Annotated in this window: 20 protein-coding genes; 13 read left to right on the top strand and 7 right to left on the bottom strand. The window is 62.2% G+C overall.

The features are described 5' to 3' along the window. Positions 1-42 precede the first annotated feature (42 nt). Positions 43-2,076: a GNAT family N-acetyltransferase gene (locus FG13_RS12335; RefSeq protein WP_035821231.1), complete on the top strand. Its 2,034-nt coding sequence runs from the start codon at positions 43-45 to the stop codon at positions 2,074-2,076. A 52-nt stretch (positions 2,077-2,128) separates the two neighbouring features. Here the strand turns inward: FG13_RS12335 and FG13_RS12330 are convergent, their stop codons facing one another. After that, on the bottom strand, positions 2,129-3,394 hold the full coding sequence (locus FG13_RS12330; RefSeq protein ID WP_035821230.1) for a putative Na+/H+ antiporter: 1,266 nt from the start codon (positions 3,392-3,394) through the stop codon (positions 2,129-2,131). Between the two features lie 206 nt (positions 3,395-3,600). On the opposite strand from FG13_RS12330, the gene imuA reads away from it, so the two are divergent. The 4 genes from imuA to FG13_RS12310 all read left to right on the top strand — a co-directional run bounded on the left by imuA (position 3,601) and on the right by FG13_RS12310 (position 7,358). Further along, complete coding sequence (gene imuA, locus FG13_RS12325; protein ID WP_035828001.1) at positions 3,601-4,311, top strand: translesion DNA synthesis-associated protein ImuA; 711 nt, start codon at positions 3,601-3,603, stop codon at positions 4,309-4,311. After that, positions 4,241-5,728, top strand: coding sequence for a Y-family DNA polymerase (locus tag FG13_RS12320; protein ID WP_081922548.1), 1,488 nt, complete (start codon positions 4,241-4,243; stop codon positions 5,726-5,728). Before imuA ends, FG13_RS12320 begins: the two co-directional genes overlap by 71 nt. 81 nt (positions 5,729-5,809) lie before the next feature. After that, positions 5,810-6,514: a glutathione S-transferase N-terminal domain-containing protein gene (locus FG13_RS12315; RefSeq protein ID WP_035821226.1), complete on the top strand. Its 705-nt coding sequence runs from the start codon at positions 5,810-5,812 to the stop codon at positions 6,512-6,514. A 70-nt stretch (positions 6,515-6,584) separates the two neighbouring features. Continuing rightward, the gene (locus FG13_RS12310) at positions 6,585-7,358 is read left to right on the top strand and encodes an alpha/beta hydrolase family protein (protein ID WP_035821224.1); all 774 of its coding nucleotides are present in this window, start codon (positions 6,585-6,587) and stop codon (positions 7,356-7,358) included. Between the two features lie 64 nt (positions 7,359-7,422). Here the strand turns inward: FG13_RS12310 and FG13_RS29005 are convergent, their stop codons facing one another. Both FG13_RS29005 and FG13_RS12300 read right to left on the bottom strand, forming a co-directional pair. Beyond that, the gene (locus FG13_RS29005; protein WP_051958975.1) at positions 7,423-8,439 is read right to left on the bottom strand and encodes a BRCT domain-containing protein; all 1,017 of its coding nucleotides are present in this window, start codon (positions 8,437-8,439) and stop codon (positions 7,423-7,425) included. 177 nt (positions 8,440-8,616) lie between these two features. Next, a complete protein-coding gene (locus FG13_RS12300; RefSeq protein ID WP_035827997.1) occupies positions 8,617-8,967 on the bottom strand; it encodes a hypothetical protein in 351 nt (116 codons plus the stop codon). A gap of 222 nt (positions 8,968-9,189) precedes the next feature. Here FG13_RS12300 and FG13_RS12295 point away from each other — a divergent pair, with 222 nt between their 5' ends. The 5 genes from FG13_RS12295 (at position 9,190) to coaD (ending at position 14,773) form a co-directional block, all read left to right on the top strand. Next, the gene (locus FG13_RS12295) at positions 9,190-9,648 is read left to right on the top strand and encodes an Hsp20 family protein (RefSeq protein ID WP_035821223.1); all 459 of its coding nucleotides are present in this window, start codon (positions 9,190-9,192) and stop codon (positions 9,646-9,648) included. A 273-nt stretch (positions 9,649-9,921) separates the two neighbouring features. After that, the gene (locus tag FG13_RS12290; protein WP_051959604.1) at positions 9,922-11,436 is read left to right on the top strand and encodes a Do family serine endopeptidase; all 1,515 of its coding nucleotides are present in this window, start codon (positions 9,922-9,924) and stop codon (positions 11,434-11,436) included. A 97-nt stretch (positions 11,437-11,533) separates the two neighbouring features. Next, the gene (locus FG13_RS12285) at positions 11,534-12,193 is read left to right on the top strand and encodes a response regulator (RefSeq protein ID WP_010400558.1); all 660 of its coding nucleotides are present in this window, start codon (positions 11,534-11,536) and stop codon (positions 12,191-12,193) included. Positions 12,194-12,195: 2 nt separating this feature from the next. Beyond that, complete coding sequence (locus FG13_RS12280) at positions 12,196-13,530, top strand: ATP-binding protein (protein WP_035821221.1); 1,335 nt, start codon at positions 12,196-12,198, stop codon at positions 13,528-13,530. Positions 13,531-13,624: 94 nt separating this feature from the next. Beyond that, positions 13,625-14,773, top strand: a complete 1,149-nt coding sequence (gene coaD, locus FG13_RS12275; protein WP_035821218.1) for a pantetheine-phosphate adenylyltransferase — start codon at positions 13,625-13,627, stop codon at positions 14,771-14,773. A gap of 32 nt (positions 14,774-14,805) precedes the next feature. Here coaD and FG13_RS12270 read toward each other — a convergent pair whose 3' ends face one another. Together FG13_RS12270 and FG13_RS12265 are read right to left on the bottom strand one after the other, a co-directional pair. After that, positions 14,806-15,615, bottom strand: coding sequence for a hypothetical protein (locus FG13_RS12270; RefSeq protein ID WP_051958974.1), 810 nt, complete (start codon positions 15,613-15,615; stop codon positions 14,806-14,808). Between the two features lie 247 nt (positions 15,616-15,862). Beyond that, positions 15,863-18,067 (bottom strand): OsmC domain/YcaO domain-containing protein, encoded by a 2,205-nt coding sequence (locus tag FG13_RS12265; RefSeq protein ID WP_035821215.1) that lies wholly within the window; start codon positions 18,065-18,067, stop codon positions 15,863-15,865. A gap of 163 nt (positions 18,068-18,230) precedes the next feature. Between FG13_RS12265 and FG13_RS12260 the strand changes: the two genes are divergently transcribed. Continuing rightward, complete coding sequence (locus tag FG13_RS12260) at positions 18,231-18,764, top strand: histidine phosphatase family protein (protein ID WP_035821212.1); 534 nt, start codon at positions 18,231-18,233, stop codon at positions 18,762-18,764. A 127-nt stretch (positions 18,765-18,891) separates the two neighbouring features. Further along, positions 18,892-19,281 carry a GNAT family N-acetyltransferase gene (locus tag FG13_RS12255; RefSeq protein ID WP_200880278.1) on the top strand — a complete coding sequence of 130 codons (390 nt, stop codon included), beginning with the start codon at positions 18,892-18,894 and terminating at the stop codon, positions 19,279-19,281. A 74-nt stretch (positions 19,282-19,355) separates the two neighbouring features. On the opposite strand, the gene FG13_RS12250 is transcribed toward FG13_RS12255, so the two are convergent. After that, entirely contained in the window at positions 19,356-21,758 is a 2,403-nt protein-coding gene (locus tag FG13_RS12250) for a TonB-dependent receptor plug domain-containing protein (protein ID WP_035821207.1), read from the bottom strand. Between the two features lie 177 nt (positions 21,759-21,935). Continuing rightward, positions 21,936-22,730 carry a PhzF family phenazine biosynthesis protein gene (locus tag FG13_RS12245; protein WP_035821205.1) on the bottom strand — a complete coding sequence of 265 codons (795 nt, stop codon included), beginning with the start codon at positions 22,728-22,730 and terminating at the stop codon, positions 21,936-21,938. Positions 22,731-22,827: 97 nt separating this feature from the next. On the opposite strand from FG13_RS12245, the gene FG13_RS12240 reads away from it, so the two are divergent. After that, positions 22,828-25,968, top strand: coding sequence for an error-prone DNA polymerase (locus FG13_RS12240; protein WP_035821203.1), 3,141 nt, complete (start codon positions 22,828-22,830; stop codon positions 25,966-25,968). Positions 25,969-25,974: the final 6 nt, after the last annotated feature.

Here is a 25,974-nt window from a genome sequence, read left to right as displayed (position 1 = left end):
TGCGAAGTTCATTGACACTCTCCTGCGGAAAATGGTGCGCCCATGAAAATAGATGACCTGGCCTCGAAACACGATCAAGCAAAGATTTTCAACCTCGAATACGAGTTCCGCATCAACCGGCTGAAACTCGATTACATCACCCTGGCCGATGTCCGGCCCGCTGGCAGCGACCTGGAGCAACTGGCCGTGGAGCACCAGGCGGGCATCGCGGCCTTGCGCAGCTTCGTCGCCCTGAACTTCAACCATTTCAACGCGGCAAGCTGCTCCTCTCTCAGCTGCATCCCCACGCGCGCGCTGGGTGACGACGAGCGCTACCTGCACCGCATCTGGATGGGCGGCCCCTTGCCGGCCATCGCTTCCGAAGCGATCTGGCAGTGGGGCGCGGCGCTGGAGGAAGTCCGCTACAACGGCGGCGCGCCGTACGTCTCCATCCTGTGGGTGTGGGATGCGCAGCAGCTGCGCAATGACGAGCGCTTCAGCCCCACGGGCGGCGCCGGGCGCTACACGATAGGCCGCTACGCCATCGGCGGCACGACCCTGCATATCAACTCGCTGCGCGCGCTGGCGCTCGATTTCGCGCCGGCCCGCTTCGGCATCCTCGATACCCTGCATACGCAGCGCTACTTCGCCACCTTGTCCGATTATTTCCGCATCCTCATCATGTGCGAATACGGCGGCATGTATATGGATGTCGATACGGTGCCGCATAATCCGGCGACGATTTTCCTGATGAAGCCGGAAGTGCCCGATTATTTCCAGCGCAGGGAAGGCGAGGGAGAAGAGCGCCGGCATGTCAGCTGGATGAATCTGTTTCTCGATGAAACGGGCATGCTGATCGCCAAGAAGAACGATGCGGCGCTGCGCGTGATCCAGCGCAATGTGAACCTCGCCTATGCGGGTATCGATGCGCAGGTTCCCCGTTCCTGCCCGCAATTCGAGGCGCAGCTGTTTGGCCAGTTCTATGCTGAATGGAAGAAGAACCTGGGCGTGACCCTGCTCAGCCATGCCGAGTTCTACCAGCGCTATTGCGTGTTATATGACGGCGCGCGCGAAGCGGTGGCGGGCGGCATCCGCGGCATGCGCCTGCTGGACGATATCATTACCGACATGCACGTCCCCTTGAGCGACGAGGAACGGCGCGCATATGCCCGCTGCGTCGCCAGGCTCGACGACATCGACTGGCGGCTCGATGATCCTTTGCGCCTGCCCGACATCGTCGACGTGTTCGACATCGAGGAAGTGCCGCGCATGGCGTATGCGGCCCAGCTGCGGGCCGACATCGATCATTTTCACTATTACTCGGTGCTGTCGGACGACCCGCAGCTGGACCGCGTGAATGCCGTCTTTTGCCGCTACCTGTTGGCCCACCGTTCGCAGCAGATTACCGCCGGCAATTTCTGGCGCCCGACGGTGGGCCGCCACGGCAGCCGCATGCCGGCCGCCGGCGATGCGCCCCCGCCAGGCGACGAGGCGCAGGCGGACTTGCTGTCGCATGCGCCGCTCACGCTGGTGGCGGGCGAATTGCTGGACGACGAGACGAAGAACCGCATGGCGAAACTGCTGTTTGCCACCAGCTACCTTGAATACTGCTCGTTCGGCAACAAACTCAATCTGCAATTTGTCGAATTGCAGCGGCGGCAAAATATCGACCCGTATCTGGAACACATCCACGGCCTGCATGACGAGGACGGGCGTTTCATCGGCTTTTTCACGGCCGCGACGATGGACGAGTTCCAGGCCTGCGGCGCCGTGTCATATTATCGCGACGACATGAAGGCGCTTGACGATGCGTATGACGCCTTCGTGCTCGCGCATGCGCGCGCCGACGACTGTTTCGTCAGCAGCCTGGCCATCGACGAGAAATACCGGGGCCAGGGTTTGTTCCGGCAAATGTTCCATGAAATCCGCGACCTGGCCAGCCGCAAGGGCTGTGCGCGCATCACCTTGACGGTGTGGGAAAAGAGCGAAGCGCTGCAAGTGTATCTGCACAAGGGGTTTCGCAGCGTGGGCACGTTCGACTACGCCTACAGCCTGTTCTATGACCGGCTGCATTTTCTCGTGTATGAGGGTAACTGAGGAAGGATGCTGAAGGGTAGCGGGGCGGTCGGCAACCGCCCCGTGATGAGGCTTACAGGGCCAGGAAGGCCACGGCAGACACGGCCGTTGGCAGCAGGGCGCCGGCCAGCAGACCGACGGCGCCGATCGATTCATCCTTGAAACCGCGGCGCAGCAGGGCCACGCCGGCCGGGTTCGGCGCATTGGCGATGACGGTCAGGCCGCCACCGGCCACGGCGCCGGCCATCAGCATGTATTTCGCTTCGTCCGTCATGCCGACGATCAGCGAACCGAGGTAAGTGAGGGCCGCATTGTCGGTAATCGCCGTCAAGCCCAGGGCGCCGAAGAACAGGGCCAGCGGTTTCAGGCTGGAAACGATGGGCTGCAGCCACCATTGCTGCATGCCGCCCAGTACCACCAGGCCGCCCAGGAAGAAGCCGACCAGCAAGCCTTCCTTCAGGATCAGCGGGCTTTGATAGCGCTCATACGCCTGCACGAAGCCGAGGAAGAACAGGAACAGGCCGATGAACAGCACGGGATGGTGCGCCAGTGTCACCACGCCGGCCAGCACGATCATGTGCACCAGGCTGACGGCCAGCGGCACTTTCGGTGCTTCCACCTCGCCCGCTTTCGGCTTGATGTCGGAAGTGTTGCTGTGCAGGTATTTGCGCAGCAGGATGCTCACGCCCGTGGCGTTGACGAGTACGGCGATGGCGGCCTTCCAGCCGAAATGGCTGGCCATGTAGGCGCTGTCCCAGTTCCACGTGGTGGCCACCATCAGCACGGGCGGCGCCGCGTACGAAGTGAGGGTGCCGCCGATGGAAACGTTGACGAACAGCACGCCCAGCGCGCCATATTTCAGCCATTCAGGGATGCCCGGGCGGAAGATTTGCGGCGCCAGCATCAGCGCGGCCAGGGTCATGGCGGCCGGTTCCGTGATCAATGAGCCCGTCAGCGGCACGAGCGCCAGACCCAGCCAGACGAGGGCCAGTTCCGTGCGCAGCGGCATCACGCGCGCCACGCTTTTCAACAGGCGCTGCACGGCGTCGAGCACGGGGCGCGAGGCGGCCACGACCATGACGACAAAGACGAACAGCGGCTCCGTGTAATGGCGCGACTCGGCATACTCGATGGCCGCATCGCTGCCCGAGACAAAGGCCATGATAATGATCAGGATGAAAGCCCAGAAGCCGAACACGACTTCGACTTCGCCCAGCAAGTGCAGCAGGCCCGCATGGCGGGGATGGCGCCGCGACAAGGTTTCAAACGACTTGGCGGCAAAAGTGTGGATGAGCGCAAGGCCGAAGACGATGGCGCTGATGATTTGGATGGTGGTCAAATGCGTTTCCTTATGAACGGAGGAAGCCACCCGGTGCATTGCCGAGCGGTAAGGAGAGTGCTTATGGTACAGCAATCGATACCAAAAACGGGGTTTTTCGGACATGGCGGAGCGGCCCCTGCGGTAGCGGCAGTGAGATAAACCTTGCCAAAAGCGGGGCTGGATAGTACTGTATATGCATACAGTATTCATCTATCTATTCAATGATGCAACATTCTCAATTGATGGCCTCGCCGGAAGCCTTGCACCCGTCTTTATGGCGCGCATCGCAGCTGGGGCAGGGCGCCACGCGCTGCCTGGACACGGGCTTTGCCGCCCTGTCCGCGCAGCTGCCCGGCGGTGGCTGGCCCAGCGGCAGTCTCATCGACCTGCTGGTGCAGCAGGCGGGCAGCGGCGAATTGCGCCTGCTGGCGCCCGCGCTGGCGCAACTGCAGGGCTTGCCCATCGTGCTGCTGCAGCCGCCCCATCCGCCGCAGGCGCTGGCCCTGGTGGCACAGGGGCTGGCGCCGTCGCAGCTGCTGTGGCTCAAAAGCGCCGGCAGCAAGGATGCCCTGTGGGCGGCGGAAAACATCTTGCGCAGCGGTACGTGCGGCGCCTTGCTGTTCTGGCAGCAGCACGTGCGCGCCGACAGCCTGCGCCGCCTGCACCTGGCCGCGCAAGGCGGCAACACCCTGTTTTGCATGCTGCGCCCGCTGCACGGCGCGCAGGATGCGTCGCCGGCGCCGCTGCGCCTGTCCGTGCGCCCGGCCGCCGGCGGCATCGAGATCGGCTTCATCAAGCGCCGGGGACCGCAGTGCGACGCGCCCCTGTTCCTGCCCCTGCAACCTCCTTCATTATTGCCACGCCATGCGACTCTGGATCGGCCTGTGCCTGCCCCGGCTCCCGCTCGAAGTGTTTTGCCCGCGCTGGTCGGCTGACCATCTGGGCGTAGTGCTGGAGCAGGAGCAAGTGATGGCCGTGTCGCCGCTGGCGCTGGCCGCCGGCATCCGGCCTGGCATGCGCCGCGCCGGTGCGTTGATGCTGGCGCCGCAGGCGCGCCTGCACGAGCGCTCGCTTGAACTGGAAGCGCAAGCCTTGCAAGCGGTGGCGCTGGCGCTGCTGCAATATTCGCCGCTGGTGGCGCAAGGCGAGGAAGCGACCCTGCTGGTCGACGCGGGCGCCAGCCTGCGCCTGTTTGGCGGCGTGCGCGCCCTGTGCCGGCAGATCGCGGCCAGCTTGCGCGCGCTCGGCTACACGGCCCAGCTGTCGTGCGCTCCCACAGCGCGCGGCGCCTGGCTGCTGGCGCGCGCCGGCACGCGCCGGAGCCGCGTGCTGGGCATGGAGAGCCTCACCCGCCGCCTCGACGGCCTGCCGTGCGCTCTGCTGCCGCCCGCGCGCCCTTACCTGGACTGGTTCGAGGGCATCGGTTGCCGCACCCTGGGGCAGCTGCGCCACTTGCCCCGGCCCGGCTTGCAGCGCCGCTGCGGCGGGGCTTTGCTGGCCATGCTCGACGATGCGCATGGCCACAGCACGGAACTGTGCGTGTGGATTGAGGCGCCGCCCACGTTTCGCGCCAGCCTGGAATTGTTCGACCGCGTGGAGCACGCCGACGCGCTGCTGTTCGGCGCGCGCCGCCTGCTGCAGCAAATGACGGGCTGGCTATGCGCGCGGCAATTCGCCGTCGAGCGCATTCAATTGCTGCTGGCGCACGAGCGGGGCAGGGTGGCGCGCCCGCCCACCGTCATCGACCTGGCGCTGGGCGAGGCCGTCTGGCGCGACGAGCACCTGGTGCGCCTGCTCAAGGAGCGCCTGGCGCAGCTGGCGCTGGAGGCGCCCGTCATCGGCTTGACCTTGGAAGCGCTGCAGGTGCAGCCGATGGCGGCGCCCAGCGACAGCCTGTTCCCCGAGCCGGGCGGCACGCCGCAGGAACGCCAGCGCCTGCTGGAATTGCTGGTGGCGCGCCTGGGGAGCGAGAATGTCTTGCAGGCCGCACCGCGCGCCGACTACCGCCCCGAAGCGGCCAACCAGTGGCTGCCGCTGCCGGCCAGGCCAGGAGCAAAAATCGCGCAGCCGGACTTGCCGCCCGGCTTGCCCGGCATGCCCCGTCCCGGCTGGCTGCTGGCCCAGCCCATCGCCCTCTTGATGCGCGAGCACCGGCCGTTTTATGGCTCGCCCCTGAAAATGGTGTCCGTTGCCGAGCGCATCGAAGCGGGCTGGTGGGGCCAGTCGCAGGCGCGCGATTATTTTATTGCCGAAGGCCTCGACCACGCCCATTACTGGGTCTACCGCGAACGCATCGCCGGCAGCGCGGAAGACGCCGCGCCGCGCTGGTTTTTGCATGGCTTGTTTGGCTGAATGCGCTGTCCTGCTGAAATTGCCATGCTTGGCTATACTGGCTTCCCGGTGCCGCATCTTTCATTGAAACAAAGGATATCCATGACACAGCTTTCCGACTTCCCCATTACCCAAAAATGGCCTGCACTGCATCCCGAGCGCCTGCAGCTGTATTCGCTGCCCACGCCGAACGGCATCAAGGTTTCCATCCTGCTGGAAGAGCTGGGCCTGGCGTACGAGCCGCACCTGGTCAGCTTCGAGCAGAATGACCAGCTGTCGCCCGCCTTCCTGTCCCTCAATCCGAACAACAAGATTCCCGCCATCCTCGACCCGGACGGTCCCGATGGCAAACCGCTGGCCCTGTTCGAGTCGGGCGCCATCCTGCTGTACCTGGCAGAAAAGACGGGCAAGTTCATCCCGCAGGACGCGGGCCTGCGCTATGAAACGATCCAATGGCTGATGTTCCAGATGGGCGGTATCGGCCCCATGTTTGGCCAGGTGGGCTTCTTCCATAAATTTGCCGGCAAGGACTACGAAGACAAGCGTCCGCTCGAGCGCTATCTTGGCGAAGCCAAGCGCCTGCTGGGCGTGCTCGAGCAGCGCCTGCAGGGCCGCGACTGGATCATGGGCGAGCAGTACACGATTGCCGACATCGCCATCTTCCCGTGGGTGCGCTGCCTGGTGGGCTTCTATGGCGCAGGCGACCTCGTCGGTTTTGGCAATTTCCCGAACGTGCGGCGCGTGCTGGATGTTTTCCTGGCCCGGCCTGCCGTTGCCAAAGGCGTCAATATTCCTAAGCGCGATTAACGCAGGCAGTGGCCGGGCGGCGCTACAATGCGCCATCGGCCGCCCTGCGCGGCAGCTTTGATCTGAGACAATGAAATCCACCCGGCAAGATTTTCCCGGCGCACACGGCCATGTGCTGGCGGCGCGCCTCGATGCGCCAGACGGCGCCATCCGCGCCTACGCGCTGTTCGCCCACTGTTTTACTTGCGGCAAGGACGTGCTGGCCGCGCGGCGCATCGCGCAAGGCTTGACGGAACATGGCATCGCCGTGCTGCGCTTCGACTTCACGGGACTCGGTGCCAGCGAAGGCGAGTTCGCCGCCACGAATTTCTCGTCGAACGTGGACGACCTGGTCGCCGCCGCCGACTTTTTGCGGGCCAGGCACGCCGCACCGCAATTGCTGATCGGCCATAGCCTGGGCGGCGCCGCCGTGCTGGCCGCCGCGTCGCAAGTGCCGGAAGCCACTGCCATCGCCACCCTGGCCGCGCCGAGCACGCCCGCCTACGTGACGCGCATGTTCAGCGACCACCTGGAGAAAATCGCCGCCGAGGGCGAAGCGCTGGTGCAGCTGGAAGGGCGGCCTTTCCGCATCCGCCAGCAATTCGTCGACGACGCGGGCAGCCACAGTTTAAAGGAACACATCGCCGGCCTGCGCCGAGCCCTGCTGGTGATGCACGCGCCGAACGACACGACGGTGAGCCTGTCGAATGCGATGGATATCTTTACGGCGGCCAAACACCCGAAAAGCTTCGTTTCGCTCGACGATGCCGACCATTTATTGACGGGGCGCGATGACGCGGCGTATGTCGCCAACGTCATTGCCGCGTGGAGTGCGCGCTATTTAACGCAAGCAATCGATGGCTGATGACTGCGAGGTTTAAGGCATGAGGTTGTTTTACCTCCATGCATGATTAATGGTTGGCTGCCTTTTATTCATCTTCAGGCAGGTCCAGCCATATCTGATACAAGCCATTGTGTAATAGGATGCGGGCACAGCATTCAAATACTGAGTATTCGTTCAGGTCGCCAGCGACGAGTGCGGCGTGAAAATCGCGGGCAATGTACTTGGACAGGTAACCAGTGATACTGCCGGACATTTCTACCGATATCGCACCATCGGGATGCCGGCGCAGAAGGGCGGGTAAGCTATTGCTGGCAAACTCTTCACCATAGGTAATGATGCTTCTGGCTATTTGTTCCTGATGCGTAAATACTCCTGCCACCTCGATGCCGAACTTTCCCTCCCCCGTAATGATGGGGATGATGTCATTTGCAATGGCGATTGTATTTACAGTTGTGGCGACTGTAATGCCCTCTGACACACTTACAGCAGATTCTACGTTGTGCAAGTGGCTATACCAATGCTCTTCGCTCAGAATGGTGAGTTCGCAACCTGACTCCTGATATGCAATCGCTTTTTCTATTTTTCTGCCATGCGTCGAATGCAGCCAGTTCTCATTGCCGGTGACACCAACCACTAGATAATTGAGTTTATTGGTGATCCCATTCAGGCAGATGCCGCCACGTTGCTCGATTTGTGCTTGACACCACGAGCGTGTACCAGACTGAAATGTTCCTGTGAAACAGAAATATTTCCCTTTGAATGTGACGGGAGAATTGTTGTTTATCGGCAAACGTGTACTCGGTTGCGCCGAGGGATCATGTGTGTCTGGAATAACTGTGCTACCGATGGTGTTTCTCAATAGGATGAGTATTTCCGTGGCATCGTTTGATTGCATGGCGCCCTCAGAAAGCGCAGCAGCCAGACGTGGATACAAGGCTTTGGCTGGCCAGAGCAATGCCACTTTACGATTGGCTTCCATCCAAGCTAACAGAAACTCCACTTCGCCTTGCGTGACCACGTTATCTGCAAGTACGCCTTTGATTATGCCGATGAGCTCGTCAACCTGGCGATCAGCGACAGCTTGATGGCGAAATGCTGTCACGGACTGTGTATTTTCTGATGAAATAGCCAGGCTCCTTCAAGAATTTGAATATTACAAGAATGCCTGGTGATTCTACTGTACTAGTATTGCCTTCCTGTGCATTGAATTACTTTTTTAGCTAAAAAAAAGCCGCCTCTGCAAATACAGACGCGGCGTTTTGGCTGAAAAGGTAAAGGATCAGTCTTCGTCAAACTCGGCCGAAAGATCCTTCCAGCCTTTACTGATTGCAAAGGCGGAAAATTCCTCGGGCGCTTCCAGAACGATCAGTTTCTTGTCTTGCAGGCCAAGGTCGCCATGGCCGAAGTCGGGGCCAACGTAGCCGAGGCTGCGCAGGCGGGCCAGGATGTGGCCGACCAGGGTCTTGTCCTTGTAGGCGCCCGCTTCGAGCGGGGCGGCGAAATCGACGTAGACGTCGATGATGCCGTAGCCTTCGTCGAAGATGCGGATGGCCTTGATGTCGTGGGCACGGCCGGAGCCGTCGGTGGCCTTGAAGGGGCCGCTGAGCTGGATGTCGGTGTCATTATTCATGCCGCCAGCATACACCAAAAGCCGGCCCCGCATGGGGGGCGCCATGCAAAATCCCCTTGGAAGGAGCTTGTAAAAATTTCTTACAAATTTCGCGAGGTCTGGGGTGCTTTTCGCCAATTTCAAGGCCTTGAAGGCCGCTTGATCGTCCTTAGATTGGTAACAAGCGGATGCTCATGGTGAGGTCCGCCCCTCTTATCGCTTCATTTGAAAAGGATATTTATCATGCGTACTTTTGACCTTGCTCCCCTGTATCGTTCCGCCATTGGCTTTGACCGCCTGGCACAGCTGCTCAACGAACAACGCGCCGATGCGCAACCGAGCTACCCACCGTACAACATCGAACTGGTGTCGGAAGATAAATACCGCATCGTGATGGCCTTGGCCGGCTTCTCGCGCGAAGAGATCGACATCATCACCGAACGCGACTCCCTGCACGTCACGGGCCGCAAGCAGAAAGATGGCGTTGAGCGCACGTTCTTGCACCGCGGCATCGCTGCCCGCGATTTCGAACAGCGTTTCCAGCTGGCCAACCACGTGAAGGTCACGGGCGCCACGTTTGAAAACGGCATGCTGACCATCGACCTGGTGCGTGAAGTGCCGGAAGCGCTGAAACCGCGCAAGATCGAGATCGGCAGCGGCGGCGATACCGTCAGCGTACTGGAACAGCGCCAGGCAGCCTGATCTGAGCTGATCTGAGCCGACCCCGGCGCCCCTCCGGCGCCCAGGCAGGCTCTTTCCATGCAGTAAAATACTGGCCGGTTGATCCGGCCAGTGTCACGTCCGGAGCCCGTTCGGGGCCTCCTTGATCGCCATGCGACATGCGTGCGGCAGGCAAGATTAAACCCTGCTTAAAGGCGCAAATGCCTGTTTCCAAATGGAAAAATGTTAAGCACCGCCTAAGACTCGTGGCCCACTATTGCATACATCAAAATCTCATTGAATGAGGAGCAATTCATGGAACAGCAAAAGAATACCGCATCCCTGAAAATCAAACGCACCGTAGCCGCGCTGGCCGCGATCGGTGTGCTGGGCGCCGGTGGCGCCATGGTGGTGCATCAGAACAATGCTGGCGCGAATGCCGCAGCGGCCGCCGCCGCAGCACCCGTGGCCGCCACTGTCGCGCCTGCCGCTGCCTCGCCGCTGGTGGCCTTGCCCGACTTTAGCCAGATCGCTTCGCGCAACAGCCCGGCCGTCGTCAATATCAGCGTCACGGGCAGCACCAAGGTGGCCTACGACCCCTCGGCCCAGGCTGGCAATGACGATTTCGGCAACGATCCCTTCTTCGAATTCTTCCGCCGCTTCCAGGGTCCGCAAGGCGGGCAGCGCGGCGGCCGCGACGTGCCCACGCACGGCCTCGGCTCCGGCTTCATCGTCAGCCCCGACGGCATCATCATGACGAACGCCCACGTGGTGCGCGATGCGCGTGAAGTGACCGTCAAGCTCAACGACCGCCGCGAATTCCGCGCCAAGGTGCTCGGTACGGATCCGAAGACCGATATCGCCGTCTTGAAGATCGACGCCAACAACCTGCCCATCGTGCCGCTCGGCCATTCCAGCGACCTGAAAGTGGGCGAGTGGGTGCTGGCCATCGGTTCGCCATACGGCTTCGACAGCACGGTCACGGCGGGCGTGGTCAGCGCCAAGGGCCGCTCCTTGCCGGACGACAGCAATGTACCGTTCATCCAGACGGATGTGGCGGTGAACCCCGGCAACTCGGGCGGCCCGCTGTTCAACACGCGCGGCGAAGTGGTCGGCATCAATTCGCAGATCTACAGCCAGACGGGCGGCTTCCAGGGCTTGTCTTTCGCCATCCCCATCGACCTGGCCGGCCGCATCAAGGATCAGATCGTGGCCACAGGCAAGGCCAGCCATGCCAAGCTGGGCGTGACGGTGCAGGAAGTCAACCAGGGCTTTGCCGATTCGTTCAAGCTGGCCACGCCGGAAGGCGCGCTGGTCGCCAATGTGGAGCGGGGCAGCCCGGCCGACAAGGCGGGCCTGAAGTCCGGCGACGTGGTGCGCAAGGTGAATGGCCAGCGCATCATCGGCTCGGCCGACTTGCCGGCGCTGGTGGGGACCTCTTTGCCAGGCGACAAGATCAGCATGGATGTCTGGCGTGACGGCAAGATCGTCAGCCTGACGGCAACCCTGGGCAATGCGGCCGACAAGGTGGCCGAAGTGGCGAAGAGCGACAGCGCCGCCGGCAAGGTAAAGCTGGGCCTGGCCCTGCGTCCGTTACAATCGGATGAAAAACGCGAGGCGGGCATCAGCGCCGGCCTGCTGGTGGAAGACGCGGGCGGCGCCGCCGCGAATGCCGGAGTGCAGCCGGGCGACGTGCTATTGTCGGTGAATGGCCGTCCCGTCAACACGGTCGAGCAGGTGCGCGACGTGGTGGAAAAATCCGCCAAGTCGGTCGCCTTGCTGATACAGCGGGGACCCGACAAGATTTTTATTCCCGTACGTTTAGGTTAATGAAGAAGCAAACCCAAGGGCAAATACTGGGGTCGAACCCTCAGGGTTCGACCCCGGTTTTTCGCCTTTGGGGTGAAAAATTGAACAAGGAGCAGCCATGCGCTTATTGCTGGTAGAAGACGATACGATGATCGGCGAGGTGGTGCTCGATTTGCTGCGCGCCGAGCATTACGCGGTGGACTGGGTCAAGGATGGCGACATGGCCGATACGGCCCTGCAGACGCAGACCTATGACCTGGTGCTGCTGGACCTGGGCTTGCCGCGCAAGGATGGACTCGACGTGCTGCGCTCGATGCGTTTGCGCAAACTCGACACGCCGGTCCTCGTGGCCACGGCGCGCGACGCCGTCGAGCAGCGCATCGCGGGCCTCGACGCGGGCGCCGACGATTACGTGCTCAAACCGTATGACCTCGATGAATTGCTGGCACGCATACGCGCCTTGCTGCGGCGCGCCTCGGGGCGGCCGGAACCGATCTTCGAGCACCAGGGCGTGTCCATCAATCCGCTGACGCGCGAAGTGATCGCCGAGGGCCACCCCGTCAACCTGTCGGCGCGCGAATGGGCCGTGCTGGAAGCGCTGATCGCGCGTCCCGGCATCGTGCTGTCGCGGGCGCAGCTGGAAGAAAAACTGTACAGCTGGAAGGATGAAGTCAACAGCAATGCCGTGGAAGTGTATATCCACGGCTTGCGCAAGAAGCTGGGCAGCGACTTGATCCAGAACGTGCGCGGCCTCGGCTACATGGTGCCTAAGGCATGAGGATGAAGGTCACGGTGACGCATTCGCTGCGCGGCCGCCTGCTGTGGTTTTTGCTGGCGGCCATCATCATGGCGGCCTTGGCGCAGGCGTCGATCGCCTACCGCAGCGCCCTGTACGACGCCGACCAGATTTTTGATTACCACATGCAGCAGATGGCCCTGTCGCTGCGCTCCGGCGCGCCGCTGGCCAACCATGCGCAAGCCTTGCCGGCCGACCCCGTCAACAACGACATGGTGGTGCAGGTGTGGACGCCGGACGGCGTGCAGGTGTTCCGCTCGATCACGCGCGCGGAACTGCCGCAGCGCGCCGTGCTGGGCTTTTCGAATGTAAAGGCGAACGGCACGACTTACCGCATCTTTTCCGTACAAACCAGTTCCCAGACCGTGCAGATCGCCCAGGACATGGCCGTGCGCAAGCGCATGGCCGGCAGCCTGGCGCTGCGCACGGTGGGGCCCATCGCGCTGATGGCGCCGATATTGATGCTCGTCGTCTGGTGGGTCGTCAGCGGTTCGCTGGCGCCCGTCTCGCGCGTGCGCAAGCAGGTGGCGGCGCGCCAGGCGGACGATTTATCTCCCGTTTCGGAAGCGGGCTTGCCCGACGAAGTGCGCCCGCTGGTGCATGAGCTGAACTTGCTCTTCGGGCGTGTGAAAACGGCGTTCGATGCGCAGCAGCACTTTGTTGCCGATGCCGCGCATGAATTGCGCACGCCGCTGGCGGCCCTGAAGCTGCAAGTATTGAGCCTGGAACGGGCCGAGTCGGCAGAAAAACGCAGCCTGGCAATCAGTCGCGTGAGCGCCGGCATCGAGCGGGCCACGCGCCTGGTCGAGCAGCTGCTGGTGCTGGCACGCCAGGAAGCGAGCGCCGCCAGCGGCGACCAGCTGCAGGCGGTGGACTTGAACGATGTCGTCAAGCGCGCGCTGGGCGACATGGCCGGCATTGCGCAGGCGCGCAAGATCGACCTTGGCCTGCATCACATGGACCCGGCCAAGGTGGCGGGGCAGGCCGATGCGCTCAACATCATGCTGCGCAACCTGGTCGACAACGCCATCAAGTACACGCCGCAGGGCGGCACGGTCGATATCGACCTGCGCGCCAGCCCCGTCGGCGTGACCTTGTCGGTGGAAGACAACGGCCCCGGCATTCCGCCCGAAGAGCGCGAGCGCGTCTTCAGCCGCTTCTACCGCGTGCCCGGCACGGACGCCAACGGCAGCGGCCTGGGGCTGGCCATCATCAAGGCCATCGCCGAGCGCCATGGCGCGCGCCTGGTGCTGGACAAATCCGAGCGCCTGGGCGGCCTGTGCGTGCGCGTGGAATTCCCGCAAGCCGTGAAAAAATAATATTTTGATCATGATCTTTGGCATGTTGCATTGACGCGCGCGCCGCTGGCATATATTGTCTGCGCAATAAGCAATCAAGCAAACGGAGCGCAGCATGCAGAAGATCGGCTTTTCAGGCACACTCGACCCCATCACCAACGGCCATATGTGGGTGATCGGCGAGGCGCGTTCGCTCGCCGACGAGGTGATCGTGTTCCTGTCGCAAAACCCCGCCAAGAAGCCGCAATTCCCCGCCGAAGACCGCAAGCGCATCATCGAACAGAGCGCGCGCGAATGCGGCTGGGACAATGTGCAGGTGGTCATCGTCAAGGGCGACTACACGGCGCGCGCGGCGAAAAAGCATGGTTGCGACTACCTGATCCGCGGCATCCGCACGACGGCCGATTTCGACTATGAAAACCTGATCCAGCAAACCAATGTGGACGTGCTGCAGGGCGCCAAGACCATCTTCGTGATGCCGCCGCGCGACCTCGGTTCCGTCAGCTCCAGCTTCGTCAAGGCGCTGGAAGGCCCCGTGGGCTGGAACTGGACCATGAAGAAATTCGTCCCCGGCCCCGCCTACCAGGCGTGGATACTCGACTGCCTGCGCAAAGAGTGGGAGGCGCTGTGGAACTACGCCACCGCCTCGCCAGCGGACATCGCGCTGGCGGATCACTGGTTCGCGCACCTGACGGGGCCGCAGGCATATGGCGGTGCGGACCGCCACTATCACAACCTCGACCACCTGGTGCACGGCCTGTCCGAGATCCGCGTGTGGGCCGACAATACCTTTGCGCCCAAGCGCGACAGCGCGCTGGTCAAGAAAGCGTTCTGGTTCCACGACGCCGTCTACAGCCACGACGACGATGCCCTGTATTCGAGCGAAGAGGCGAGTGCCCAGCTGTGGCTGGCCAGCGGCCTCGATGCGGGCGACAACCTTGATGTGGCGCAACTGATACGCGCCACCGACCACTTCCAGGGACCCGGCATCAGCCACGCGCTGAAGGACGCCATGCTCAGCGCCGACCTGGCCATCCTGGGGCAAGATGAAGAGGTGTATCAAGCCTACACGCAAGCCATCGGAAGAGAATACGCGCACGTGGACCCCGTGCGCTTCAACGAGCAGCGGGGCCTGGCCCTGCAGCACCTGAGCGCCAAGGCGCAGGCGGGCCAGCTGTTTGGCGATGCGTATTTCGCCGACCAGTACAACGCGCGGGCCATTGAAAACATGCAGAAAGAGATCGCGGCGCTGGCGGGCGGCTGATCGGATGCGCCCATGTTGGCCGCTGCCCGCCTCTATTGCATGGACTGCTTCACCGCATGCTGTACCTGCAACAGCATCGAGTCGCATTCGGCGCGCAGTTCCACGGTTCTGCGGTTGATGGGGCCCCATAGGCGGCGCCTGAGCCGAAGCCCGAGCGCCGCCAGTTCGACGGCGAAGGCGGGACAGGACTTGGAGAGTTGCTGGAATGCCAGGCCAGCCTTTTCCGTACCATGATTTTCCAGCTCGTCAGGCTTGCAATGCACGCCTTCCCGGAAGACCGATAGCAGTTCCGTGGAGTTCGCATACGAGGCGAATAGCTGGCGCATCAGGGCCGAGTGTCCTATCAGGTTATAGCTGGATTGGAACAGCCCCGCCTCCGCCGTGTCTGCCGCCATATTGCGGGCACTCCTGTCGCGGCCTTCGCAATAGCGGCCAGAACTTTCGCGCATGCCCAGGCCCGTCAGGAGGACATACAGATGCCGCAGGGTATCGGCGCCATCCTTGTCATTCTGCATGCCCAGGGCCGCGAATTGCTCGTCATACCAGTCCAGCGCATCGTTGTCGTCGTTGCCATGTGCGGCTGCGGCCATGGTCACGGCAATGGTATCGCCCTTGCTCCAGTTCAGGTATGCCTTGGCAAATGCCATGGCCATGCCCTTGATGTAGCCTGCTGGCGCGACGCCGCGGTCGAGCCAGCGGTAACGTGCCAGTTCGGTTCGGGCCGCGATTTCCAGTATTGTTTCTTGCAGCTGGGCCCCTAACTCGGCTGTCAAACGAGCTGGCGGCGGCAAGGCCGATGCCGTCAGCGGGGCGGTGGCGATGTCGCTCAGTTGCTTATCCATGGGTATGCTCCGTTTCTCATTGCGATATGGGTTTGTCATCGCAATCTGGAGAAAGTTCGCAGCAAGGGATTTATTCAGCCTCGGGTTTGCCAATTCGCAGGCAGGAGTCGATTTCGGCCGGGGCGAGCCCGCTCAAAGCCGTAGTCCGGGCCAATTGAGCGATGCGCACGGTTTTACTCCTGCCGTTTCTGCTGGAGCTGACGCAACTGTTCCTGCCGAGCTGCCGCGCCGGCCCGTGCGCGTGACTTTAACGGGTTGTGGCCGCCGCCTTGGCGCGCGCCGCATGCAACTTCTTGAAGCTGTCGATCAGGCGCTGGTGCCGGTCGAGGCCTTCCAGTTGCATGCTGGTCGGGGTCAGGCCGAAGAAGCGCACGCTGCCGTCCACCGAGCCCAGCACCGCGTCCATCCGTTCGTTGCCAAACATGCGGCGGAAATTGACGACGTAGTCGTCCAGCTCCAGTTCGTCGTCGAGTTCCACTTCCAGCACCACGTTCAAGGCTTGATAGAACAGTTTGCGCTCGAGCGTGTTGTCGTTGTACTGCAGGAAGGTTTCCACCAGCTCTTTCGCTTCTTCGAATTGCTGCAGGGCGAGATGAATCAGCAGCTTCAATTCCAGGGTCGTCAGCTGGCCCCACACGGTATTTTCGTCAAACTCGATGCCGATCAGGGTGGCGATGTCGCCGTATTCGTCGAGCTCGCTGTTTTCCAGGCGGTCGAACAAGTCTTCCAGGCTGGCATCGTCCAGGCCATGCAAGTTCAGGATGTCGGCGCGGAACAGCAGCGCCTTGTTGGTGTTGTCCCAGATCAGATCTTCGACCGGATACACTTCCGAATAGCCGGGCACGAGGATACGGCAGGCCGTGGCGCCCAGCTGGTCGTACTCGGCCGTGTAGACTTCTTTGCCCATGCCGGCGAGGATACCGAACAGGGTCGCCGCTTCCTCGGCATTCGAATTTTCGCCGTGGCCGGAAAAATCCCACTCGACAAAATCGTAATCGGCCTTGGCGCTGAAGAAGCGCCACGAGACGATGCCGCTCGAATCGATGAAGTGTTCGACGAAGTTGTTCGGCTCGGTGACGGCTTCGCTGGCAAACGTCGGCTGCGGCAAGTCGTTGAGGCCCTCAAAGCTGCGGCCCTGCAGCAATTCCGTCAGGCTGCGCTCGAGCGCCACTTCCAGGCTCGGGTGCGCGCCGAACGAGGCAAACACGCCGCCCGTGCGCGGGTTCATCAGGGTGACGCACATCACCGGATACACGCCGCCCAGCGACGCATCTTTGACCAGCACGGGGAAACCTTGCTCTTCCAGGCCGGCGATGCCGGCCAGGATGCCCGGGTATTTCGCCAGCACGTCCTGCGGCACGTCGGGCAGGGCGATTTCGCCTTCGAGGATTTCGCGCTTGACGGCCCGCTCGAAAATTTCCGACAGACATTGCACCTGCGCTTCAACCAGGGTATTGCCGGCGCTCATGCCATTGCTGACGTACAGGTTTTCGATCAGGTTCGACGGGAAATACACGACCTCGCCATCGGAGTGGCGCACATACGGCAGCGAGCAGATGCCGCGCTCCGTATTGCCAGAGTTGGTGTCGATCAGGTGCGAACCGCGCAGCTCGCCATCGGGATTGTAGATGTCGAGGCAATACTCGTCGAGTATCTCCTTCGGCAGCGCATCCTTGCGGCCCGGTTTGAACCAGCGCTCGTTCGGGTAGTGGACAAATGCCGCGTTGGCGATGTCCTCGCCCCAGAACGATCCCGCGTAGAAATGGTTGTTGCTGAGGCGCTCGATGTACTCGCCCAGGGCCGACGCCAGCGCGCTTTCCTTGGTCGCGCCCTTGCCGTTGGTGAAACACATGGGCGAATGCGCGTCGCGGATATGCAGCGACCACACGTTCGGAATGATGTTGCGCCACGAGGCGATTTCAATTTTGATGCCCAGGCCCGCCAGCAGGCCCGACATATTGGCGATGGTCTGTTCCAGCGGCAAATCCTTGCCGACGATATAGGTATTCGCGCCAGGGGCCGGATTCAGGGCCAGCAAGGCTTGCGCATCGGCGTCCAGGTTCTCGACTTCTTCAATGACGAACTCAGGGCCCGTTTGCACCACTTTTTTCACCGTGCAACGGTCGATCGAGCGCAGGATGCCCTGGCGATCCTTGGCCGAGATATCGGCCGGCAACTCGACCTGGATCTTGAAAATCTGCTGGTAACGGTTTTCCGGATCGACGATATTGTTTTGCGACAGGCGGATGTTTTCGGTGGAAATATTGCGCGTATCGCAATACAACTTCACGAAGTAGGCAGCGCACAGGGCCGACGATGCCAAAAAGTAATCGAACGGGCCAGGCGCCGAACCATCACCCTTGTAGCGGATGGGCTGGTCGGCGATGACCGTAAAATCATCGAACTTGGCTTCGAGACGCAGCTTGTCGAGAAAGTTGACTTTAATTTCCATGAGGTAATCCAATACTGTGCTTATGAGTTAGGCGCTATTATCCGTGCTTTCTGCCGCAGGGCAAACATTGTTCACTGCGGCTGTGCTGGCTGGGAGCGGCCGGGGCAATGAGGCAGGCTGATAATTGGGTGAGGCGACGTAACTGAACATGCGAATAACATTGATGCGCCACGGCGAGCCGCAACTCGCCAAGGGCGGCTGGATAGCGCCCATGCAAATGGGGCAGTGGATTGATCTCTACGATCAATCGCTGATCAAAGAGGGCGATATTCCTGTGGCGTGCCCTGTGGCAGCACTTGCCGCGTCGACCATCGTGGCCAGCACGGCGCCCAGGGCATGCTCATCTGCCAGGGCATTGGGCGAATTGCCGTTCATGCAAGAGGCGATTTTTATTGAGGCCGGGCTTCCCTTTGCGCTCTGGAAAGCACCCTGGTTGCCGCCTCAAGCTTGGGCAGCGATTTTTCGCCTGCTCTGGCTTTGCGGTTATGCGCGCGGCTCGGATTCGTTCACGCTCACCCGGCGGCGCGCCAGGGCTGCCGCCGAGCGGCTTGTCGCGCTTGCCGCCAAGGGGCCTGTGCTGCTGGTCGGACATGGCATCATGAATCGTTTGATCGGCAAGGAGCTGCAGGCATTGGGTTGGCTTGCCCGCAACAGGCAAGGCAGCCGCTACTGGAGCATGGGCGTGTATGAACTGTGAAAGTGCGCTGTGAAACTGGTGCGGCGTGGATCGATACAATAGATGTTGATGTTGTCGAAACGCTTGGACCTTCCCATTGCGAAGGTCAGCGTCGTCCATAAAGAAGGCCGTGCCGATGCAAATTTCCATGAATGATGTGATCGCTGAGCAAGAAGTGATAGCCCTCTACAAGGCCAATCACTGGTCGTCCGCGGAAAAGCCCAAAGAGCTGATGGCCGCGCTGCGCAATTCCCACAGCCTGGTGACGGCCCGCGCCGATGGCAAATTGATTGGCATCGGCAATGCCATTTCCGATGGCCATCTGGTTGTCTACTTTGCGCACATGCTCGTCGATCCGATGGCGCAAGGCCAGGGCGTCGGCAGAAAGATGATGGCGGCCATGCTGGAAAAATACGCGGGGTTTCACCAGCAAATGCTGACAGCGGACGGCAAGGCCATCGCGTTCTACGAATCCATGGGTTTTGTTCGCGCCGGAAAAACAGAACCCATGTGGATCTATGCGGGCGATGAGCATTGAATGGTGACGCCGACATAAAAACAGCGGCTGCCCATGCTGGCGCAGCCGCTGTTTTTTTTATGCGGAAACGGTGATCAGAACTTCACCCACAGCCGGCCAAAATACGAAGCGCCGTTCAGGCCGAACTGCACGCTGTCGTATTTGAAACCATTATCCGTCTCGTTTGCGTTTTGCGTGGTGGGCTTGACGTTGAAGATGTTGTTGCCGCCAAAGGTCAGCTTGGTGTTCTTGTTGATGCTGTAAGTAAAGCTCAGGTCGGCCGAGGTCTTGGCCGCGTAGCGGGCGTTCGGCACGCCGGCGGCCGTGCCGCTGAACGTGCCCAGGGTTTGCGGGCCAAAGTAGATGACGCGCAAGTCGGACTCCAGCTTGCCCGTGATGTAGTCGAAGCCCAGGGTGGCTTTCGCGCGCGGGCCGCCCTGTTCGATGAACAGGCGTTCGCGCTCGGACAGCAGCACATCCTCGAAGCCCGTCAGCGAGGCGGGCGTCTTGACTTTCGTCACTTCCGTTTTGCTCAAGTTCAAGGCCAAGAAGGTGTTCAGGCGGTTGCCGGCCAATTCTCCCTTGTGCGAAGCCGTCAGGTCCAGTCCGCGCGTGCGCGTGTCGACGGAATTGACGAAAAATTGCGCCTCCGTCACGCCCAGCTGGGCCAGGCGTGCCCCCAGGTCCGGGTAATTGCCGGCATTGAAACGGCCCGACAGCACGATGCGGTCCTTGATCTTGATGTTGTACAAGTCGGCTGTGACGGAAATGGCTTGCGTCGGCGTCCAGGTGGCGCCGAACGTAAAGCTGGTGGATTTTTCCTCTTTCAACTTGGGAATGCCGGCCGCGTTGGCGACGGCGCCGCCATTCGGCGCCAGCACCACGTCGGTGGCCACGCCGCCGACGAAGTCGGTAAAGGTGGACGAGAAATACACTTGCTGCAACGATGGCGCGCGGAAACCCGTGCTGGCCGAGCCGCGCAGCAGCACGTTCGGCGCCACTTTATAGCTGGCGGCCAGCTTGCCCGTCACGGTGGCACCGAAGTCGCTAAATTTTTCATAGCGCAAAGCCGCCTGGGTTTTCAGGCGCTCCGTCCAGTCCAGTTCCACGTCGCCATACGCGGCGATACTGTGGCGTTTGGCTTTCGTCACATCGCTGGGCTGGAAACCGGGAAAGCCCTGGCTGCGGCCATTGCCGCCCACGCCCACGCCGTCGACGTCGCTGTAGGAGCCCGGTTCGCCGGCCATGATCTTGTATTCCTCGCTGCGGTATTCGGCGCCGAAGGCCACGTTCATGCCGCGCATCACCGTGTCGTAGTAGCGGCTGAAGTCGGCGTTGCTGGTCAGTTGCTGGAACGAAAAGCCACCCGCATCAAAGCTGCTGGCGCTGACGCCCTTGCCGCCGTTCATCAGGTCGAGATTGGCGATCGAGGCGTTCAGGGTATGGCTGACGTTGTAGCGCATCTTGTTGTAGCCATAGGTTTGCGAAAAGTCCGCATGCCATTCGCCGATCTGGCTGCGGTGGCCGATGGTGGCGTACTGGTCGTCGATCTTGCCGTTAATGAAAGGCACGAAACCATCGGGGTACATGGCGGCCGAATTGCGGGCAGGGACGTCAACGCTGCCGATGCCGTCGCGGCCAAACGCGGCGCTCGAGGCATCGCGCGTCTGCGCGCCGGCCGTGAAGTACAGCTTGCCCGTGCCGCTGGTGGCGTAGTCGCCATTCACGTACAGGGTTTTGTTTTCGGATTTGGTGTCGCCGATGATGCGCATGCTGTCCGCGTCGGCCCGGTTCGAGCGGCCCCGGTCCAGGTATTCGCCCGTGATGGCGATCGTGCCCTTGTCGCCCAGCGCAATGCCGCAGTAGGCCGAGGTCATATAATTCTTGCCGTCGCCTTCCGAATACTGGCTGTAGCCGGCCACCGCTTCGCAGCCCAGGCTTTTTTTCAGTTCGATGTCGATCACGCCAGCGATGGCGTCCGAGCCGTACTGCGCGGCGGCGCCGTCGCGCAGCACTTGCACGTTCTTGATCGCCAGCAAGGGAATCGCATTCATGTCCGTGCCCGTATTGCCGCGGTTGCGCGCGCCGAACAGGTTGACGAGGGCCGTCGTATGGCGCCGTTTGCCGTTCACCAGCACGAGGGTCTGGTCGGAACCGAGGCCGCGCAAGGCGGCTGAATCGACCAGGTCGGCCCCGTCGGCGCCCGACTGGCGCGTGGAATTGAACGAGGGAGAAATGTATTGCAGCGACTGCGCCAGGTCGAACTGGCCGCCTTGCTCGGCCACCTTGGAAATCGGAATGATATCGACCGGCACCATGGTATCGGTGGCGGAACTGGCGACGCGGCGCGAGCCGACCACGCTGACCGTTTGCACGGGGCCGTCCGTGGCCGCAGGGTCGTTGCTCTGCGCCATGGCGGCGGGACTGAAGGCGGCCAGGGCGGCGCTGCCGTACAGGCTGATGAGGACTGCTTTACGCAAGGTGGTGAGGGTCGGCACGCAGTATCTCCAAGTGGCTGATGAGCAAGATTCGTGACTTGATTCTAGTGCCATCATTTCATCATTCACCAGCGATACTTTGTTTTGTTATTACAAATTTGTAGTAACTGTTGTTTCCTGGTTGATTATCTTTTCGCCGCTGCCTGGCTTGCCTTGTACTGGTGCAGCATGCCCCGTTCAGGTGCTGCGTTGCACCATGCCTCCCACCCATATTGCCTGCGCGCTGTATTGCACCTCGATCAAACATGGCTGCTGCGTCACGTGGCCCTGATGCAGGCGCAGCGACTGTTGCAAATGCGCTGACAGCGCGCCTGCCGCCACGCCTGTGGCGCTGTCTTCCAGTGCCGGATCGAGGTGGTTGAAGTTGCGCCCCTCGTACTCGTGCTCACCCGTGCGGCAATACGCATAGCAGCCATTGATTTGATGTAAAGCGCTCCAGTCGGCGATCAGTTCCAGGTTCGGCCGCAGCGCGCGCAGGGTGGTGCGGTCGGCCACTTCCAGCAGCAGTTTCGGACTGCCGACGGAGGCGATGACGGGCGGTGACAGCAAGTGCATGTGCTGTCCCATCAGTTCGGACGGCACATATTTTTCCAGCATGACGAGCGGTGCCGGCTGCGGCGCCAGGCCGATAAACAGACCGGCTGCGTTGTACACCAGCTGCAAGGCTTGTCCGCGCATGGCCGTGGTGACCGTCAGGGTTGCTGGCGCGCCAGGCGCCGTCAGCAGCACATGCGCGGCCGCCAGGGTGGCGTGCAGGCACAGCGGACTGCGCGTGTGCGGATAAAAATAGTCGAGCACGAGGCATCCCTCCGCGCCGTCCGCCTGCCGGTCGATGAAGACGCAGGCGCTGACCTGGCGCTCGCGGGCGAATTGCTGGCGCGCCGTTTCGCTGCTGCCGTCGTTTTCCACGACCAGCGCCGCATTGCCGCCACCGGGTGCGGCGCCGAAACATTTCAAGAGATGGACGATCATGGCGGGCGATGCGCAAGGTAAAACACCAGCATAACCGAGAAGCCGTATTCCAGATGAGTATAATATACTGTGTTTATATACAGTATTGAGGTAGATCATGTGGGGCGCCGTCTTACCCGAGTATGCTGAGTTGTACTGCCTGAGCAATTTCAGCTTCCTGCATGGGGCCTCGCATGCGGAAGAGCTGGTGGCGCGCGCCGTCCAGCTTGGCTACAAGGGGCTGGCCATTACCGACGAGTGCTCGCTGGCGGGTGTCGTGCGCGCGCATGCGACGGCCAAGCGGGCTGGTTTCCCCTTGATTGTCGGCGCGCATTTTCACTTGACGCAGGCCGACGGCAGTCCGGCCCTGTCCCTGCTGGCGCTGGTGCGCGACAGCGACGGTTATGGCAACTTGTCGGAACTGATCACGATGGCGCGCACGCGGGCGGCCAAGGGGCGCTATTTGCTGACGCCAGACGATTTTGCCGCGCCTTCGGCCGAGTTTGCCCATTTGCGGGGACTGCCCGGCTGCCTGATGATCTTGCTGCCCAGCTATCCGGCCCAGCCGGAAACCGTGCGCGCGCAGGGCGCGTGGATGGCGGCCACCTTTGGCGGCGAGCGCAGCTGGATCGGCCTGAACCTGCTGCAGCGGGCGCAGGATGACGCGCACCGCAGCGCCGTGCAGGAGGCGACGCAGGCGCTGGGCTTGTCCGTGGTGGCTGTGGGCCATGTGTGCATGCACGTGCGTTCGCGCAAGCCCCTGCTCGACACCCTGTGCGCGATCCGCGTGGGCAAGTCGGTGGATGAGTGCGGCTACGCGCTGGCGCAAAACGCGGAGCAGCATCTGCGCGCGCGTCTGCGCCTGGCCAATGTGTATCCGCGGCAGGCGCTGGCGGAAACCGTGCGCATCGCCAAGAAGTGCACATTTTCCCTCGACAGCCTGCGCTATGACTATCCAGTCGAGCTGGTGCCGCACGGCCACACGCCGGCGACCTATCTGCGCGAAGAAACGTATGCGGGCGCGCGCAGCCGCTTTCCGCTGGGTATTCCGGCCAACGTGCAGGAGCAGATCGAGCAGGAACTGGAACTGATCGCCGAGCTGTCGTATGAAGCGTACTTTTTGACCGTGTACGACATCGTGCGCTTTGCCCGCTCGCAAAATATCCTGTGCCAGGGCAGGGGCTCGGCCGCCAATTCGGCCGTCTGTTATTGCCTGCACATCACGGAAGTGGACCCGGCGCGCGGCAACTCGCTGGTCGGGCGCTTCATGTCGCGCGAACGCAACGAGCCGCCCGACATCGACGTCGACTTCGAGCACCAGCGGCGCGAAGAGGTGATTCAATATATCTATGGCAAATATGGCCGCGAGCGGGCCGCGCTGGCGGCCGTGGTGATCAGCTACCGGCCGAAGAGCGCCTTGCGCGACAGCGGCCGGGCGCTGGGGATCGACCTGGCCATCGTGGAAAAAGTGGCCAAGGCGCATCGCTGGTTCGACGGCAAGCGCGATCTGCTGGAGCGCCTGGCCGAATGCGGGCTCGACCCGGAGGCGGCATTGTCGCAGCAGTGGGCCGGCCTGGCGCAGCAACTGCTGGGTTTTCCCCGCCATCTGTCGCAGCATCCGGGCGGCTTTGTGATTGCGCAAGGAAAATTGTCGCGACTGGTGCCGATTGAAAACGCCAGCATGGCCGAGCGCAGCGTCATCGAGTGGGACAAGAATGACCTCGAGGAGCTGGGCTTGATGAAGGTCGATGTGCTGGCGCTGGGCATGTTGTCGGCCCTGCGCCGCGCCCTGGAGCTGGTGGGGGCGCGGCGCGGCGAGGAATTCCGCCTGCAGGATATTCCCGCCGAAGACCCCGCCACCTACGACATGATGTGCCAGGCCGACACCATCGGCGTGTTCCAGATCGAGTCGCGCGCCCAGATGAGCATGCTGCCCCGGTTGCGCCCCCGTGAATTCTACGACCTCGTCATCGAGGTGGCGCTGGTGCGTCCCGGCCCCATCCAGGGCGGCATGGTGCATCCGTATCTGCAGCGGCGCCAGCAGAAAGAACCGGTCGACTATCCGAAGGGTCTGGAAAAGGCGTTGGGACGCACCCTGGGTATCCCGATTTTTCAGGAGCAAGTGATGCAGGTGGCCATCATCGCCGCCGATTTCACGCCCGGCGAGGCGGACCAGTTGCGGCGCGCCATGGCGGCCTGGAAGCGCAAGGGCGGCATGAACAATTACCATGACCGCATCGTCGATGCCATGGTGGACAATGGCTATGAAAAAAAGTTTGCCGAGGCCATCTTCAGCCAGATCGAGGGCTTTGGCGAATACGGTTTTCCCGAGTCGCACGCGGCCAGTTTCGCCCTGCTGACGTACGCCAGTTCCTGGCTGAAATGCCACGAACCTGCCGCCTTTCTGTGCGCCTTGCTCAACAGCCAGCCCATGGGCTTTTACAGTCCCTCGCAACTGGTGCAGGATGGTCGCCGGCATGGCGTGCACGTGCTGCCCGTCGACGTGGCCATCAGCGGCTGGGAAGCGGCATTGGAAGACGGGCAGGGCGCGGCGCCCGCCGTGCGCCTGGGCTTGAACAGCCTGTTCGGCATGCGCGCCGAGGCGGCCCTGCGCATCGAGGATGCGCGCGCCATGGCCGCTTTTGTCGACGTGGCCGACCTGGCCCGCCGTGGCGGCCTGGACCGTCATGACTTGCAGGTCTTGGCAGCCGGCAACGCCCTGCACGCGCTGGCCGGCCACCGGCGCGAGGCCTTATGGCAGGCGGCCGGCGCCGTGCCCGACAGGGATTTGCTGCGCGTCACCACGCAAGAGGAAGACTTGCCCGTGTTGGCCGCACCGACGGAAGGCGAGAGCATCGTCAGCGATTACCGCGCGCAAGGCCTGACTTTGGGTCGCCACCCGCTGGCGCTGCTGCGCAGGCAATTGCTGGAGCAGCGTTTCCTGCCCGCGTCCGCGCTGGCCAGCTACACGGATGGCCAGCTGGCACGCGCCTGCGGCATCGTCACCGTGCGCCAGCGTCCGGGCACGGCCAAGGGCGTGATCTTCATGACACTGGAAGACGAGACGGGCACCGTCAACGTCATCGTCTGGCCCGACCTGGTGGAAAGCCAGCGGCGCGAAGTGCTGAGCGCGCCGCTGCTGGGCGTGTACGGCGTGTGGCAGCGCGAGGGTATCGTGCGCAACCTGGTGGCCAAGCGCCTGGTCGACATGTCGCATTTGCTGGGACGCTTGCGCACCAGCAGCCGGGATTTCTGTTGATGCTTG

This window comes from Janthinobacterium sp. RA13 (assembly GCF_000745325.1).
Taxonomy (GTDB): Bacteria; Pseudomonadota; Gammaproteobacteria; order Burkholderiales; family Burkholderiaceae_D; genus Janthinobacterium; species Janthinobacterium rivuli.
The sequence above is the reverse complement of the archived record's forward strand: the minus strand, read 5'-3'. Positions and strand labels throughout refer to the sequence as shown.